The sequence below is a fragment of the Neobacillus mesonae genome, from assembly GCF_001636315.1.
GTDB classification, from domain to species: domain Bacteria; phylum Bacillota; class Bacilli; order Bacillales; family Cytobacillaceae; genus Neobacillus; species Neobacillus mesonae.
On record NZ_KV440949.1, the window covers coordinates 2,913,473 to 2,930,099 of the forward strand.

General features: G+C 40.4%; 19 protein-coding genes. 17 read left to right on the forward strand and 2 right to left on the reverse strand.

Going from position 1 to position 16,627, the window contains the following annotated elements; genetic code table 11:
• From A6749_RS27670 to A6749_RS13845, 9 genes are all read left to right on the forward strand, one after another.
• Positions 1-154, forward strand: a 154-nt coding sequence (locus A6749_RS27670; protein WP_180321131.1) for a transposase, incomplete at its 5' end; no start/stop codon positions are given.
• A gap of 445 nt (positions 155-599) precedes the next feature.
• Positions 600-1,079: an SRPBCC family protein gene (locus tag A6749_RS13810; protein WP_066390377.1), complete on the forward strand. Its 480-nt coding sequence runs from the start codon at positions 600-602 to the stop codon at positions 1,077-1,079.
• Positions 1,080-1,299: 220 nt separating this feature from the next.
• Positions 1,300-1,686 carry an FxsA family protein gene (locus A6749_RS13815; RefSeq protein WP_066390381.1) on the forward strand — a complete coding sequence of 129 codons (387 nt, stop codon included), beginning with the start codon at positions 1,300-1,302 and terminating at the stop codon, positions 1,684-1,686.
• A gap of 124 nt (positions 1,687-1,810) precedes the next feature.
• Positions 1,811-2,362, forward strand: a complete 552-nt coding sequence (locus A6749_RS13820) for a DJ-1/PfpI family protein (RefSeq protein ID WP_066390384.1) — start codon at positions 1,811-1,813, stop codon at positions 2,360-2,362.
• A 115-nt stretch (positions 2,363-2,477) separates the two neighbouring features.
• Complete coding sequence (locus tag A6749_RS13825; RefSeq protein WP_066390386.1) at positions 2,478-2,684, forward strand: transcription initiation factor TFIIIB; 207 nt, start codon at positions 2,478-2,480, stop codon at positions 2,682-2,684.
• A 117-nt stretch (positions 2,685-2,801) separates the two neighbouring features.
• Positions 2,802-3,986, forward strand: coding sequence for a M14 family metallopeptidase (locus A6749_RS13830; RefSeq protein ID WP_066390387.1), 1,185 nt, complete (start codon positions 2,802-2,804; stop codon positions 3,984-3,986).
• 137 nt (positions 3,987-4,123) lie between these two features.
• Positions 4,124-5,041, forward strand: coding sequence for a class I SAM-dependent methyltransferase (locus A6749_RS13835; RefSeq protein ID WP_066390388.1), 918 nt, complete (start codon positions 4,124-4,126; stop codon positions 5,039-5,041).
• A gap of 132 nt (positions 5,042-5,173) precedes the next feature.
• On the forward strand, positions 5,174-5,740 hold the full coding sequence (locus A6749_RS13840) for a histidine phosphatase family protein (RefSeq protein WP_066390389.1): 567 nt from the start codon (positions 5,174-5,176) through the stop codon (positions 5,738-5,740).
• Between the two features lie 33 nt (positions 5,741-5,773).
• Positions 5,774-6,136, forward strand: a complete 363-nt coding sequence (locus A6749_RS13845; protein WP_084797823.1) for a hypothetical protein — start codon at positions 5,774-5,776, stop codon at positions 6,134-6,136.
• A gap of 84 nt (positions 6,137-6,220) precedes the next feature.
• Here A6749_RS13845 and A6749_RS13850 read toward each other — a convergent pair whose 3' ends face one another.
• Entirely contained in the window at positions 6,221-8,443 is a 2,223-nt protein-coding gene (locus tag A6749_RS13850) for an MMPL family transporter (protein WP_084797824.1), read from the reverse strand.
• Between the two features lie 152 nt (positions 8,444-8,595).
• Between A6749_RS13850 and A6749_RS13855 the strand changes: the two genes are divergently transcribed.
• On the forward strand, positions 8,596-8,865 hold the full coding sequence (locus tag A6749_RS13855) for a hypothetical protein (RefSeq protein WP_084797825.1): 270 nt from the start codon (positions 8,596-8,598) through the stop codon (positions 8,863-8,865).
• A gap of 1,038 nt (positions 8,866-9,903) precedes the next feature.
• On the opposite strand, the gene A6749_RS13860 is transcribed toward A6749_RS13855, so the two are convergent.
• The gene (locus tag A6749_RS13860; RefSeq protein ID WP_066390393.1) at positions 9,904-10,809 is read right to left on the reverse strand and encodes a nuclease-related domain-containing protein; all 906 of its coding nucleotides are present in this window, start codon (positions 10,807-10,809) and stop codon (positions 9,904-9,906) included.
• 156 nt (positions 10,810-10,965) lie between these two features.
• Here A6749_RS13860 and A6749_RS13865 point away from each other — a divergent pair, with 156 nt between their 5' ends.
• From A6749_RS13865 to A6749_RS13895, 7 genes are all read left to right on the forward strand, one after another.
• Positions 10,966-11,388 (forward strand): VOC family protein, encoded by a 423-nt coding sequence (locus A6749_RS13865; RefSeq protein ID WP_066390401.1) that lies wholly within the window; start codon positions 10,966-10,968, stop codon positions 11,386-11,388.
• Between the two features lie 98 nt (positions 11,389-11,486).
• A complete protein-coding gene (locus A6749_RS13870) occupies positions 11,487-12,452 on the forward strand; it encodes a helix-turn-helix transcriptional regulator (RefSeq protein ID WP_066390403.1) in 966 nt (321 codons plus the stop codon).
• A 75-nt stretch (positions 12,453-12,527) separates the two neighbouring features.
• Positions 12,528-12,980, forward strand: coding sequence for an SRPBCC domain-containing protein (locus A6749_RS13875; protein WP_066390405.1), 453 nt, complete (start codon positions 12,528-12,530; stop codon positions 12,978-12,980).
• 113 nt (positions 12,981-13,093) lie between these two features.
• Positions 13,094-13,606, forward strand: coding sequence for a DinB family protein (locus tag A6749_RS13880; protein ID WP_066390407.1), 513 nt, complete (start codon positions 13,094-13,096; stop codon positions 13,604-13,606).
• Positions 13,607-13,756: 150 nt separating this feature from the next.
• Entirely contained in the window at positions 13,757-14,737 is a 981-nt protein-coding gene (locus A6749_RS13885) for an ABC transporter ATP-binding protein (RefSeq protein WP_066390409.1), read from the forward strand.
• Positions 14,734-15,537, forward strand: a complete 804-nt coding sequence (locus A6749_RS13890; protein WP_066390411.1) for an ABC transporter permease — start codon at positions 14,734-14,736, stop codon at positions 15,535-15,537. The genes A6749_RS13885 and A6749_RS13890 overlap by 4 nt, the downstream gene beginning before the upstream one ends.
• Positions 15,538-15,544: 7 nt before the next feature.
• Positions 15,545-16,327 (forward strand): ABC transporter permease, encoded by a 783-nt coding sequence (locus A6749_RS13895; RefSeq protein ID WP_174842902.1) that lies wholly within the window; start codon positions 15,545-15,547, stop codon positions 16,325-16,327.
• The last annotated feature ends 300 nt before the right edge of the window (positions 16,328-16,627 follow it).

Here is a 16,627-nt window from a genome sequence, read left to right on the forward strand (position 1 = left end):
AACAAATTCACAACGCTTAAACCAGGAAGTACGCAGAAGGGAAAAAGTAATTCGTATCTTTCCAAATACCCAATCTGCCTTTCGATTGGTAGGTGCCGTTCTAATGCAATATCAAGAGGCCTACTCCATGAGGAAGACATTAATTAATAACTAATTTTGCTTTATTTTTCGACTCCACTTCCATCATGGGATGATCACATATCCGGGAAGGGCTGTCAAAGTGAAAAGCCTTTGACAGCCCTTCCCGGATATGTAGAAGAAAAACCATGGAAGTTTCGTCAAAAAAAATGAAAGGGTATGGATAGAGAATATAAAGGAAATAAGTTGAAAATAATTGCCTTTGATTTTACACAAAAATCAGGACTTGACTCCGAAAATCGTGGAGAGCGGCTATTTTGGTCAATGGGTGTGGGGTGCATTGCCCGAAAACAGGAAAGAGCGGTCATTATGGTCAATGGAGTAGGGTTTCATTGACCACAAAAGGAGGAAAGCAGCTATTTTGGTCAATGTATCAAGGCTATCATTAGATCATTACTTGAGAAATGGCTGTAAAAAATAGTAGTATGGGAATAAATATTAGTGAGAGGCAGGAATCGCCAATGATAGCCGTAATTGAAAAAGCAAATAAGGGTTACACCGCCCGTTTTGACCGTCACCTCAAACATCCCGTCGAAGAGGTATGGTCCTGGCTGACGGAAAACGAAAAGCTTGCTAAATGGTTTAACGAACTGCGAGTGTGTGAGCTGCAAGAAGGCGGGCATATGACGTTCGATATGCAGAATGGCACATTAGAAGAACTACCAATTTACGAATTCAAAATGTATTCGGTACTTGAATTCTCTTGGTGGGCTGATACGGTACGATTTGAGTTGGCTCCTGAAAAAGAAGGCTGCAAGTTGACAATGATTGAAAAGCTTGCGGAAATTACTGACCATACCCCCAAAGACCTTGCCGGCTGGCATGTATGCCTTGATGTAATAGAGGCATTAATGGACGGCAGGACCATCGAGAGAATGGAAGAATGGAAAAAGTGGTATGAAAAATATAAAGAAGCAGTTGGGGAAGCTGTTCAAAAATAAACTGGGTATCGCCCCCCTGACTTGTTCAACCAAACGTTTGTTTAAAAGAGTTGAACTGCTAATTAAACGTTTGTTTGAAAAATTCGAGTTGCTAATCAAACGTTCGTTTAAAATGCAGACCTGCTAACCAAACGTTTGATTGAAATCAAAAGCTGTTATCCTTTCATTAATCAGACACCACTTATATAATAGAATCACACCGAACGGAAGGAGATTCTTCATGCGGTATTTATTTCTATTAATTGTCGCCATTCCTGCAGCGGAAATCGCGGTATTACTTTTATCAGGGAAAACCATTGGCGTTTGGCCAACATTGCTGATTATTTTAGCAACTGGAGTTTTAGGGGCTTATTTGGCAAAACGAGAAGGACTCCAAACGATTCGCAGGGCGCAGGAGCAGCTTCGGCATGGACAAATTCCCGGCAGTGCAGTTTTAGATGGAATCTGCATCCTAGTTGGCGGAGTTTTGCTGTTAACACCAGGTTTCATTACGGATATCACCGGGTTTTTAATGCTTTTCCCGCCGACTAGAAAGGTATTTAAATTATTTATGCTCAATTCAATCAGAAAGCGAATTGAGAGAGGAAATATAAAAATTATTAAGTGAGCGATACCAATTTTCTTCACAGAAAGTTGGTATTTTTTTTATAAAGTAAAGGGAATTTTAGTAAATTTCAAGAATATATAAATATGGGCAATATTGCTCAACTCTTGAGAGGAGGATTACATATATGTCAAAAAAGGTACTAATCATTGCTGGGGATGCAGTTGAGGCGTTGGAGATTTATTATCCGTATTTTCGCTGTCTTGAGGAAGGGTATGATGTGAAAATTGCTGCTCCATCGAAAAAGAAGCTGCAAACGGTCGTTCATGACTTTATCGGCTGGGATACGTATACCGAAAGTAAAGGCTATTTAATCGATTCTCAATTGGCTTTTGAAGAGGTTAATCCGGAAGAATATGACGGCTTAATTATTCCTGGTGGAAGAGCGCCGGAATATATTCGTTTAAACGAAAATGTCCCAAGAATTGTTGCTCATTTCTTTGAAGCGAATAAACCGGTTGGTGCGATTTGTCATGCCAGCCTTGTATTAACAACGGTCCGCCAATATTTAGAGGGCCGTGAGCTGACTGCTTATATCGCTTGCAAGCCGGATGTTGAAGCATGTGGCGCAACCTATATTGAAAACACACTGCATGTGGAAGGTAATCTTGTTTCCGGACATGCATGGCCGGATCTTCCAGGATTTATGAAGGAGTTTATTAACCAGCTAAATAAATAGAGTCATAGGAAAACACATTGTGATTCAAATCACAGTGTGTTTTTTATTTTTAAAAGGGATAGGAATTATATGGTAAAATATAATTAAATTATTTCATAGCTTGGGGGTTTTTTTGATGGATCATACATCAAAAGCAACAGAGTGTCCTAAATGTGGTGGACGAGAATTGGGGATAGGGAAGCATTCTGGATATGCTGTCATGTACCCGGATAATAAGATGAGCATGGGTTCGAATGTTGAATACATTCTTTGCACAGACTGTGGATTTATTATTGAGAGCTACGTCAAAAAGCCAGGTAAATTCAAAGGGGCACTTTATTAAAAGGCCTGGTTTTTTATGGTGCCTGACACCAATCTTCCACTTCCCTCTTTTTTAATAATTATATTTCCGCCGCATACATTTAGAGTAATAAGATTATGAACTGCAGGGGGAGCTATAGTGGATATTGTTGCAAGAAGCGGGGATTCGATTGCGTATTATAGTCAATTGTTTCAAATTCATCAGCAGCTTATTATAGATTCCAATCCGGGGATACAGCCGGAGCAGCTATCGATTGGACAAACCGTGAAAATTCCGGGGTTCGAGTTTCGAGGGTATTTGCTTAAGGAAAATGACTCGTTCTGGTCCATTGCTGAAAAAATGGATTTTAAACTGGATGCGTTATTGGCAGCCAATTCGGATATGAACCCCAATTTGCTGCAGCCAGGGCAGATGATCAAAGTACCGCAGCAAATTACTCGCAGAGTGGTTTATGGAAAGCAGAATTACGATTACAACGTTCTAAAAAGAGATATTCGAAGATTGCAGATGATATATCCATTTATGAAGACGAGTGCTATCGGAAAAACTGTTCTAGAGAACGATATTCCAGAAATTACAGTAGGAAGCGGTCTGAAAAAGGTTCACTATAATGGTTCGTTTCATGCTAATGAGTGGATTACCACCGCTGTTTTGATGACCTGTTTGAATGATTATCTTTTGGCGCTTACGAATCAGACTCTAATGCGGGGCATAAAAACTTTTCCATTATACAAAGAAACATTCTTATCCATAGTGCCAATGGTGAATCCGGACGGGGTTAATCTTGTTTTGAATGGCCCGCCGGAAGCATGGGAAAGTAGACTGGTGGAAATGAATAATGGCAGTCAGGATTTTTCAGGATGGAAGGCCAATATTAGGGGAGTCGATTTGAATGATCAATTTCCGGCAAAGTGGGAAGAAGAGGGGGAGGGTCACCCGAAGCAGCCGGGCCCAAGGGATTATGGCGGTGAAAAGCCTCTGACGGAGCCAGAAGCTATTGCGATGGCAGATCTTGCAAAAAGTCGTGATTTCTCTAGGGTGCTGGCATTTCATACTCAAGGTGAAGAGATTTATTGGGGCTTTGATAATCTTGAACCACCTCAATCAGAAATCATGGTGAATGAATTTTTCCGGGTAAGCGGCTACGAGCCGGTAAAGAATATCGAAAGCTATGCAGGTTATAAGGACTGGTTTATCCAAGAATGGCGCCGGCCTGGTTTTACTATTGAACTCGGCAGTGGAACCAACCCGCTACCGATTGAACAATTTGATAAGATTTACGACGATACAATGGGAATTTTTTTAGCGGGTCTTTACATGTAGTTTTTTTGAAAAAACCATTGACAAATATTTAATTATATGCTATAATTAAATATTAATTGACACAATGTAAATTCCGTCTTATTATAGACTCCTGGCTGCATTTAGCTAGGAGTCTTTCTGTTTAAGGGGGAATTTTTTTGAATCAAAATAAGGGTAGTTTAACCGCGTTAGTAAGCTGTTTTGCCAGAGGTTATCATGCGTCGAAAAGCCAAAACCCTATTTTTCAAGATTGTATAGCAAACTCTCTTTTGCATGAGGAAGAAAAACATTTGATTGGGTCAAATTGGGCCAATGCGATTCATTTTTTTGACATGGAAAAAGGTGAGACGTTAAAGAGTTTTGATGAAAAATTAGAGTGGGTGATGAATACCCAGACGATTCCACAGCTGGTCAGCCGGTCCAGGTATGCCGAGAATGGCCTGATATCAGCAATCAAGAGAGGCTACCGGCAGTATGTCATATTAGGTGCAGGGTTTGATACGTTTGCTTGGCGGCAGGAAAACCTTCCGGATGATTTTACTATTTATGAGGTCGATCACCCCACGACTCAGGAGTTTAAACGAAACCGTCTTGAGGAAATGGGGCTGGACATCCCTGAAAATATAAAATTTGTTCCGGTAGATTTTACATCAGATTCTCTTTTGGATGAGTTAAAAAAGGCTGGCTATAATCGGCAACAGTATAGCTATTTTAGTCTGCTTGGTGTCGTAATGTATTTAGAGAAACAAGATTTCTTTAAGCTTTTATCCAGTGTATCGGATTTAGCGGTAAACGGAAGTTCCTTTGTATTTGATTACCTTGATGAAGCGGCTTTTGATGAGAAAACGGCTGCCAAGAAAATGACCCAGATGAGGCAAATAACAGCCAGCACAGGAGAGACGATCTTGACCGGCTTTGATCCGTTTGAAATGGACAGAGAACTCCAGGATTGCAACATGCTGTTGTATGAAAATCTTTCCCCGGCTAATATTGAAGAAATGTATTTTTCCGGCAGAACAGATGGATTACATGCTTTTGATCATTTTCATTTTGCGCACTTAGTGGTTCATAAATAATATTCTGTACGAAACATCGTTCTGAGTATTGGAACGATGTTTTTTTTAAATCAAACGTTCGCTTGAAATTAATACCAGATGAAATGGTAAAATGAGATGGGTTCAAAAACTATATTTTTCCTGGAGATTAGTATGGAAATTTCACTGATTAGGCATGGCAAATCCAAGCATGTTGATAACAACCTAATGAATTGCATGGAATTTCAAGGCTGGGTTGAAAAGTATGACAGAAGCGGAGTGTTTGAAGAAAAGGCTTACCCCTCCTTAGCGCTTGAAAAAATGGCAGCGGCAAATCTTGTGATTACAAGTGATTTGAAAAGGACAATAGAGTCCGCAAGTTTGTTAAACCCGCATATTAAAGCCATTGTGGACAAATTATACAGGGAAGTCGAATTACCAGTGCTGCCCAGAATAGCAGGGGTCAAATTAAGTCCAGCAAGCTGGGCAGTTATGTTAAGATGTCTTTGGTTCATGGGCTATTCACGGCAATGCGAATCTATTGCCCGCGCCAAACAAAGGGCAAAATTAGCAGCTGAACAATTGGTGAAGCAGGCAGAGGATCATCATTCAGTTGTTTTAGTTGGTCATGGATTTTTTAATAGATTCATAGCGAAGGAACTAAAGAAAATGGGCTGGGAAGGCAAGCGGAAATCAAGTGCCAAACACTGGCATTGCACGACATATTCACTAACAATTTAATAGGTGAAAATATTATAAAAAAGAGGTACAAGTATGTTTGGAAATATTTTATGGACGATTTATTTAGGGATATTAGGAACTATTGCGATCGGCTATTTACTTAAAGGGAAATATAAAACGTTTCTAGCAAAAGTTGATTTTGTCGTTTCGATTATTACATGGATTGGCTTGTTTGGTTATGTAACCAATACGCAAATTCTAAACCCGCTTGTTTGGAAATTTGTATTTTTTGGAGGATTATTGTGGGATGTTATTTTTGGTATGTTTTTCAACCATCATTACGATGATGAATCGATCGATGAGATCCCTCCAAATGTAAGATTCATTATTGTAGCGGTGTCATTAGTAATCCTTGTTGGACCGCTCTATTATGGTTTATTTAAATATGCGTTCTAAAGCGTACTAGTTACCCAAAATTCACATGGTGTCAGGCACCAGCATAAAAAAACCGAACGGTGTCAAATACCGTTCGGTTTTTCCTTAATGAATTTGTGTAACTTGTTTATTCTTAGGCGTGACTTGGGCTCGGTCTTTTCTGTTAGTCAAAATCAAGATGGAAGGCAGCAGCATTCCCCTCACAAGGAAGGTATCCATCAAGACACCCACAGCCATCGTAACTCCGAATAAAAATAGCTCTTGCAGCGGCTGCGTCATTAATACCGCAAAGGTTGCCGCCAAAATGATACCCGCTGATGAAATCACACCGCCAGTTAAAGCAACCCCATTTCCAACGGCCTCTCTCCATGAAAACTTAGCAGCTTCTTCCTTAATTCGAGACACGAGCATAATATTGTAATCTACTCCAAGGGCAACCATAAACACAAAGGTGTACACCGGCAAGCGGTAGCTGATGGAATCATACCCCAAAATATCGTGGAAAATAATCCACCCGAACCCGATGGTCGCGCCATATGACAATAAGATCGTTGCCATCATTAAGATTGGCATGAGTATAGATCGTGTTTGAATTCCTAGCATAATTGTTATGAGCACCGTTACTAGAGAAAATAAGATGATCATATCCCGTTGATTCATCGCTCGAATATCTAGCTGTTCTGCTGTCTGCCCAGAGAAATGAATCTGAGTGCCAGACGAAAATCCGCTTTGCTTAAGCATTGAATTTCCTTGGTCACGAAGTTTCTGGACGGCTTCAAGTGCGCCTTTGTCGTAAGGATTATCTTTTAACACGACTTGAAATTTGACTGCTTGTTTGGTATCACTCATTAATCCGTGTGGCAGCATTTCCGGATTTTTCAGCATGGCAGCCGTGATTGGCTGGCTGATAGAATCTATTCCATTAATGGCTTTTATTTTTCCCTCAAGATTTTGGACTTTCGTTAAAAATTCCTCATTTAAGGTAATCTCCTTGTCGCTTTTTAAAATTACTGTTACAGGTGCTAATTCCCCGGCAGGATAATGGTCTTCCAATAATTCAAAGCCTTTACGGGAAGAAAGGTCATCCGGGAACGACTTCATGATGTTAAATGAATATTGAATAGATAGCGTATTAAAAGCACCCGCCAGCAAAGCAATAAGTAAAATAGCAGCTATTACCGCAGGATGCTTGCGGACCTGCTTGCTGACATTATTCCAAAAACCATGTTTCGTTTGAGCTTTTTCTTTCACCTTTGGAATAAACGGCCAAAAGGCTTTTCGTCCAACTAAGGCAAAAATACTAGGGATTAAGGTAAGTCCTGCTGCTAGGATAAATACCATGGCGACCGAAAATACCGGTGCAAAATGGTTATATGGCATGAATACTGTTGTAAACAGCGTTAATACGGCCAAAAGGACGGTGCCGCCGCTAAATAAAATCGGTTCTGACACATGGTGGATCGCCTCTCCCATGGCATCAAATTTACTATCATATTTTTTCAGTTCTTCGCGGTAGCGTGAGAAGATAAATAAGCTGTAATCCGTTAATACGGCAAATAGTAAAACTAACATAATCGAAATGGCTGAGCTGTCGAGAACAAACCAATCATTTTTCCCGCCTAAGCCTAAAACCCGGTCCACAACCTGATACACAATCGCTGCGATGACGAGCGGAATAATTGCAAGTAATGGCGAACGGTAAATGAACAATAATAACGCAAAGATTAAAACAATCGTGGCTAGCATCAACACAAAGTCGGCATTTTTGAAAATCGTGATCGTATCAGAAGTGATTCCCGCAGGCCCTGTGATTTCTATTTGAAGGGATCCCAATCGCATATCTTTTAGTTTTTTGTTCAGGTCCTTAATGACCTGGTTTGCATCATGCGAATCTGTTCCTTCTTTTAAGGAGAAATTAAATAACAGTGTTGTCCCATCTTTTGAAAACATTTGATCCTGTACTGGCTTTGGAAACTGGTGGAACGGAAGGGCACTCGCAATATTTTGCGGTTTTTGGTCAGAAGCAAGCCACTTGCTGAATTCCGTTATTTTTTCACGCTCCTGATCGTTAATTTTATTATTATCGTGAAAAACTAGTAAACCTGTTAAGCCGTCTTTAGAAGGAAACTGCTCTTTTAATTGCTGGCTGGCAATAGCTGAAGGCGTATCGTTTTTCACACTTCCTTCTTTACTGCTTACAGAATACTGCTTGGATGAAGGCGCAAGAACGCTTAATAATATGACAGCGGCAATCCAAATAAAAAGAACTGCTTTGGAACCGCGTTTACTGCTAGAGAATTTAACTAGACTTTGAATGGGTTTAAACATTTTGTTCAACTCCTTATCAACATTTGTCCTTAGCTTAAGCCGTGAATGTGAATGGAGTATGAACATCAGGTTAAAATTGTAATTTGGCGGGTTTCTAAAAATTTTCCCCTGGACATACTTTATAATAAGCATGTTTTCATGGGGTGATGTATATGGGGAAATTAGCCGATCTTTGTTGGCAAGGACTTACTTTACAGCACGTTTCACATAAAAAAATCGTTGTCCCTTATCTTTTGTTTACTGTTATGGCCCTTTTATTTGAGTTGTTTTTGCTGGTGGCCTTTATCGGAACGGGATACTGGAGTTACTCCTTTGGTGTAAGACCAGGCTTTGTATTTTTTATTGCAGGTGGGGTTTTGGTTTTGATGATGGTGATGACGGTGGGTGTTTTGGCAAGGGTTTTGAAGAGGCGGGTTCTATAGAGATCTCTTTTATGGCAGGCTGGAAGGCATGATTGCCGTTGAAATTAAAAAATGTCTTTTATTAGTTCAAATGAAGACCAAATAGCCCAGGCGCAGATAAGAAATGGTCTTCATAAGCGGGATGAAGACCAAAACAGTCGTGGTGCAGGTAAGAAAAGGTCTTCATAAGCGGGATGAAGACCAAAACAGTCGTGGTGCAGGTAAGAAATGGTCTTCATAAGCGGGATGAAGACCAAAATAGCTGTGGTCGAGGTGCGAAATGGTCTTCATAAGCGGGATGAAGACCAAAACAGCCGTGGCCGAGGTGCGAAATGGTCTTCATAAGCCGGATGAAGACCAAAACAGCCGGGTTGTAGGTAAGAAATGGTCTTCATAAGCCGAATGAAGACCAAAACAGCTGTGGCCGAGGTAAGAAATGGTCTTCACAAGCAGGATGAAGACCAAAACAGCTGTGGCCGAGGAACGAAAAGGTCTTCATAAGCGGGATGAAGACCAAAACAGCCGTGCCCGAGGAACGAAAAGGTCTTCATAAGCGGGATGAAGACCAAAACAGCTGTGGCCGAGGAACGAAAAGGTCTTCATAAGCGGGATGAAGGCCAAAACAGCTGTGGCCGAGGTAAGAAATGGTCTTTATAAGCCGAATGAAGACCAAAACAGCCGTGGCCGAGGAACGAAAAGGTCTTCATAAGCCGAATGAAGACCAAAACAGCCGTGCCCGAGGAACGAAAAGGTCTTAATAAACCGAATGAAGACCAAAACAGCCGTGGCCGAGGAACGAAATGATCTTCACAAGCAGGATGAAGATCAAAACAGCTGTGGCCGAGGAATGAAATGGTCTTCATAAGCCGAATGAAGACCAAAACAGCCGTGGCCGAGGAACGAAATGGTCTTCATAAGGTCGATGAAGGCCAAAATAGCCGGGTTGCAGGAACGAAATGGTCTTCATAAGTCCGATGAAGGACAAAACTAATAGCAACACAAACAAAATTGTCCTTCATCACGCACTAACCCTTTAACATACTAATTCTCACCAGGAACTTACTCAAAGTAGGCCCACTGGTGAGCACCAACCAACCTAAAGTGCTTCCCAAGTATTCTGCGTATCCTCTTCTTGTCCCCCACACCGCCGTACCAATCATAAACAAGATTAGTCGTAATCTTCAACTCAGGAAACAGCATTTTTATCTCCCAAACTATTCGTAACACTGCGGATTCAACATTCTCTACATGGCCACAATCCTCGCACACGCAATGCTGTCCATGAACAGAGATTGCAAACGAATTGCAGATAGCACATGTAAAACCTTTTCGCATTCCCCCATATTTATAGGGCGGCAGCTTTGCGTAAGGATCCTCCTCAACATGGAGCGAAATTAATTTGTCACAAAGAATTTCATGTTTTCGATTTAATATTGTAGGAATCCTATTTAAGTTACTAATATATCGATTAATTTGTGTCGGAAAAATAATTGGCGCGTCGAGAGGAGCTTGGTATAAGGTGAATTCAGGATTAATATGGACAACATAAGACTCTACCTTTATTTTATACCCAAGATGATGGAGCAGCTGTCTAAGTTGAGATGAGCTTCGTTCCAATTGGACCAGCGGATCTTTGCGTTCGGAACCATTTCGCGAATAGAACTTGCCATTTTTATAAAAGTAATCGCCTTCAAAGTTTTTTACCTCATTTATATACAAGGTTTGCTGCATAGCAATCATTGAATCAATTTGAAACGTGGTATTGTTAAATTCAAAACGCAGACCATTTAATATGTAGCAATCACAAGACAGCTTTTCTGTCAAAGCGTCAAACATCATCTCGCCTTCATAACCTTTTTTTAGTTGGGAGTAGTAAAGTTTCTGGTCGTGAGGCAAGTCCATGCGTTTGTTTAAGATTTCTAGAAGTATTAACTTTAAAGGTTTAGTAAGAGGTCTTTTAATCATGCGCTTCACCCTTTCTGAATTGGCAAATCTTCAAATCTATTTTATAAAAAATACTCCAACTAAAATAATGGACATTTTGTTAAATGTTTTATAATTGGATTAAAGAAATGGAAATACATTAAACTGGTAATAGAATAAAAATCTGGGGGTAAGAAAATGAAACCACGAATTACGGTACTAACGTTGGGTGTAGATAATTTGGAAAAATCGCTGCAGTTTTATCGCGATGGCCTTGGATTGCCGACAGAAGGTATAGTGGGCCAGGAACTTGAGCATGGGGCTGTTGCTTTTTTTGATCTGCAAGGGGGCCTAAAATTAGCAATTTGGAAACGTCAAGATATTGCACATGATGCCCAGATTAAGCAGACCGTATCAAGTCCCACCGAATTCACGATCGGTCATAACGTAGAAAGTAAAGAAGAAGTGGACAGGGTAATGGAACAGGCGAAGCAGGCGGGTGCTGTAATCACAGTCCCCCCTCATGAGACTTTTTGGGGTGGATATTCTGGCTATTTCCAAGACCCTGATGGGCATTTGTGGGAAGTAGTGTGGAATCCACACTGGGATTTTAATGCCTAGAATGATTACGAAGTGACAGCTGGTTAAGAGATAATGCATATATTTAATATGGAATGAAAAGTACTTACCTACTCTGTTGCGAAGGGACTAAATAATCAATGTCTAAAGCTATTAATATGCTTTCTATACTTTGGTTGCTTAAAACAGGAAAACGAATGACTGCGAAGCAGCTGGCGGAAGAATTGGAAATCAATGTCCGCACGGTATACCGTTATATTGATGCCTTGTGTGCCAGCGGAGTCCCGATCATTTCCGATTCTGGTCATAATGGAGGATACAGTTTACTCCATGAATTTATAAAGGCTCCGTTATTTTTTGACGTGGATGAGCAAAAGGCGTTAATTCATGCTGCAAGTTTTGCATCAGAAGCAGGATATCCCTTTAGTGAGGTATTGAATCAGGCTGTCACAAAGCTGAAAAAGTATACAAATCCCGAACAATTAGAATATATTAATCGACATGTAATTGGATTTGATGTCATTCAACCTCCGATTAATTCTGACTTGGAATCGCTTTTGCAAGAAATAGAAGAATCTGTGGCAGAAGGTTTTACGCTATTGATGAAGTACCAAAAAGGAAATGAAAGCTCCCCCAAATCACGGAGTATTGATCCTTATGGACTCGTATATTGGAAAGGGAATTGGTATGTCATCGCTTATTGCCATCTGCGTCGTGAATTACGCAGCTTTCGTGTAAACCGTATTGTTAGCATTTCTAGAACAGGTACTGAATTTGAACGTCCAGTAGACTTTTCTGCACGTGCATTTTTTCTAAATGGTCTTTTGCCTGATCTCGACCAGTCCGATCAATTAATTTCCATTCATATAGAAGGACATGCGCACGCTCTTGATGATTTGTGTCAACATTGGTTATTTGGGCATGCACTTACCTGCCGTTCGAAAAATCATGCTCATTTTAAAATAGATGAGCAATCAATCAATACTTATGTACCTTATTACCTTCTCCCATATGGAAAAGCAATAAATATCCTAGAGCCGTTATTTTTAAAAGAAAGAATGGTAACTGTCACTTCTGAATTGGTTAAACATTATCAAAAATCTTAAACTTCACTGACCGTATATGTCAGTGAAGTTTGTTTATGATGATAAGGAAAAATGAATATCAGGAGGAATAAGAGGATGAGGGACCTTACTTATGTCTTTTATATTGGCGGGACTCCTAGAGAAGTATGGGAGGCATTAATCTCACCTGAGGGAACGAAGAAGATATATTATGGCAGTGTAATTCATTCTACCTTTCAAGTGGGTGATCCTTTGGAATACGTTGGGCCAGGGGTGGATGGGGATGAGACTGTCCATGTTTATGGAAAGGTATTAGAGCATGTACCAAATCAAGTACTCCGTTTTACGCATCTTGTTGGAAAGTCGTATATGAAAGATAACGAACAGGAGTATGAATCTAGAATATCTTACCTATTAGAACCAGCTGGCGGGTGTACGAAGTTAACTCTTATTCATGACCAATGGGAGGAAGGGGATCCTTATTACGAAAACAGCGATGCCGCATGGTGGATGATCCTAAGTAATACAAAAACATTGGTGGAAACAGGGAAAACATTAGATATTGGTTAATTTGTCTAAATCACTTTTAATAACCTGAAAATAGTAAAAGGATTTTTCAACAATCGTATAGAAAAAGAAGAAGGTATGCACTTATCCTGAGGTTACAAGGAGGATGGAACAGAATGAACGATAGTATTCGTTTGTATGATTACCATGTTTGGGCAAATAAGCGGGTTTTTAACCATTTAAAAGAATTGCCTTCAGAGATTTACCGTCAGCAAATCAAGAGTGTGTTTGCAAGTTTGGAAGAAGTAGTGGTCCATCTTTTTAAAACGGATGTAGTTTGGTTATGTGCAATGTCAGATAAAAGCTATGAGGAAATACAGCAGCTGTTTGGAGAGTATTCTAATAGGTTGGAAAATAAGAGTCTTGAAGAGATGGAAAAAGAGTACATGGAATTCTCGAATGAATATTTTGATTTTTTGAACAACCAAGAGGATTTAAATGCCAATAAGACGCTGAAACATCCGGCGTTTGGTCAACTGGAAACAAGACTTTCAGAATTAGTGCAGCATGTGGTAAATCACGGCACTTACCATCGAGGAAATATCACGGCAATGCTGCGGCAGCTAGGTTATCCAGGTCCATCAACAGATTATATTTTTTACTTGTATGAAAAACAGGATGGTCAATAATGATTGTTAATGGACGGACTTTTAAAATGGGAAGTCCGTTTTTTTATGCTCATCTTTAAATTCCTACTGTTCAGAAAATTATTGACAACCAAACAAATTAAATGTTATTATTTTCCTCTGTGACTCAAAAATGCAGGGGGGGATTCGAGCATGATTCACATAGAAGGAATAAGCAAATCCTATAAGATTGCCAAACGTCAAACGGGACTAAAGCAGGCAGTAAAGGCACTTTTCTACCGCGAGCATACGACAATTGAAGCCTTAAAGGATATCTCTTTTTCTATTAATCAAGGAGAAATCGTCGGCTACATCGGACCGAACGGGGCGGGGAAGTCGACCACGATAAAAATCATGAGCGGAATCTTGGTGCCTGACACCGGGACGTGCCAAATCATGGGCTTTACACCTTGGAAAGAGCGCACGAAGTATGTGCAGCATATCGGTGTCGTTTTTGGGCAGCGTTCGCAGCTTTGGTGGGACGTCCCAGTGATGGATTCATTTGAACTGCTGAAAGATATCTACAAGGTCCCGCATCAAGAATATCAAACTACATTAAAACTCCTCATCGAAACATTGGAACTTCAAGAAATTATGAACTCGCCTGTAAGACAGTTAAGCCTAGGGCAGCGGATGCGCTGTGAAATTGCCGCTTCTCTCATCCATAGTCCTGAGGTTTTATTTTTAGACGAACCAACCATTGGACTTGACGCAGTTTCAAAAATTGCTGTCCGCCAATTTATTAAAACAATTAATCAGGAAAAAGGTGTCACAGTCATCCTGACTACCCATGATATGAACGATATTGAAGCCCTTGCAGACAGGGTTATTTTAATTGGAAAAGGGAGCGTCCTTTACGATGGCCATTTAGAGGCATTGCGGAAACGGTTTGGCACTCGTAAAACGATCACCGTGGATTACAGCCAAAACACAAGTCCAATTAGCACGCCGGCGGGTACAGAACTCCTTTCTTGGTCACCGGAACGCCTTGTCTTACGTGTCGAAACAGACCAAACCAGAACATCTAACGTCATTACGGAATTATCTCAGCAAGTGGATCTCACCGATGTCGCAATCGAAACCCAGCCTATCGAAGATATAATTGTTCAGCTGTACAAGGAGTACCAAATATGAAAGTGTATCTTTCCGTATTGAAGCTGCGGTTGGGTATGGGAATGCAATATCGGACAGCTGCCCTCGCTGGGGTAGCAACACAATTTTTCTGGGGATTTATCATGATTATGGTGTTTGAAGCTTTTTACGAACATGCCAGCAGTACACCGCCGATTTCTTTAAAAGAATTAACCCAGTACATATGGCTTCAGCAGGCATTTCTTGTCTTCGTCATGATGTGGTTTCGTGATAATGAATTATTCGATTTAATTACAAGCGGGAATATTGCTTATGAGCTTTGCCGGCCAAACGGGCTGTATGGATTTTGGTATGCAAAGCTTCTTGCCCAGCGGCTTTCTAGTGCAATTCTTCGCTGTTTTCCTATATTAATCATCGCTTATTTTTTACCTGATCCTTACAACCTGGAATTTCCACACAGCATCTCAGCGTTTTTATTGTTTGTGAGCTCCTTATTCTTGGGCTTGTTCTTATTAGTTTCTATCTCCATGTTTTTATATATTTCGGTTTTTATAACATTGTCACCGATGGGATCACTACTTGTTTTTGGCGTATTAAGTGAATTTTTCGCAGGACTTATTATCCCAGTCCCGCTGATGCCGGATTGGCTGCAAAAAATTGCAAACGTACTGCCGTTTCGTTGGACGGCCGATTTCCCATTCCGCGTTTATTCAGGTAATATCCCGGAGCACGAAGCTGCCATTGGCCTCCTGGTTCAAATGGCGTATTTGCTTGTTCTTATTTTGCTGGGGAGAAAAGCGCTGAACGGTGTGTTAAAAAAAGTGGTGGTGCAAGGGGGTTAGACAAGGGGTGAGACTTTATATAAAATATTTGCTTATCCATTTAAAATCGCAAATGCAATACCGTACTTCGTTTTGGCTGTTGTCGATCGGACAGTTTTTTATCCCATTTTCCGTGTTTGCCGGTCTTTATTTTTTGTTCGACAGGTTTGGCCAGATTAAGGGCTGGAATTTTTCTGAGGTGGCGTTATGCTTTGCGGTGATCCATATGGCGTTCAGCTTGAGCGAATGCTTTGCCCGGGGGTTTGATTCTTTTTCGGCATTAGTAATTAAAGGGGATTTTGACCGCGTCCTGGTACGGCCTCGAAGTACGTTTGTTCAGGTGCTGGGCTCGAAATTTGAGTTTACGAGAGTTGGCAGAATGCTTCAAAGTGTGCTTGTTTTAATCTTGGCACTTAGCGGCCTTTCAATTGAATGGAGTCTGATCAAAGTTATTACCCTCTTGTTGATGATTACGAGCGGGGTATTTATTTTTACTGGAATCTATATGCTTGCAGCGACGATGTGTTTTTGGACAGTTCAGGGCCTGGAAGTAGCGAATATTTTTACCGACGGGGGCCGGGAGATGGCCCAATACCCATTAAATATTTATCAAAAATGGGTGGCCCGTTTCTTCACTTATGTCATTCCATTCGGGACTGTCAATTATATCCCGTTACAATTTATTCTTGGAAAAACGAACGGAAACGACTTGATGTATATGCTAATTCCTGTTCTTGGCAGCCTGTTTATTCTTCCGTGTTTTTTTGTCTGGCAATTTGGTGTCAGGCACTATCGATCGACGGGGTCATGAAGCTTGGCGAATTAACCAAACGTTTGTATAGTATACATCATTGAAAACTGCTATTTAAACAAACGATTGTTTAGTATATTCTATTATGTTCGGCTCATATAAAATTCAATATTTATTAAGGGCAGCCATTCAACCGCTATTTAATCAAACATTTGAGTAGCGTATCACATTGAAAACTGCTTTTTAACCAATCGTTTGTATAGTATAGCACAATGAGAATCGAGCCTAATTCAAAACTATAAAAATAATTTCCAGTCACTTTTTTGAAGCGTACGAAGATGGTATAATGTCAAGTATTGT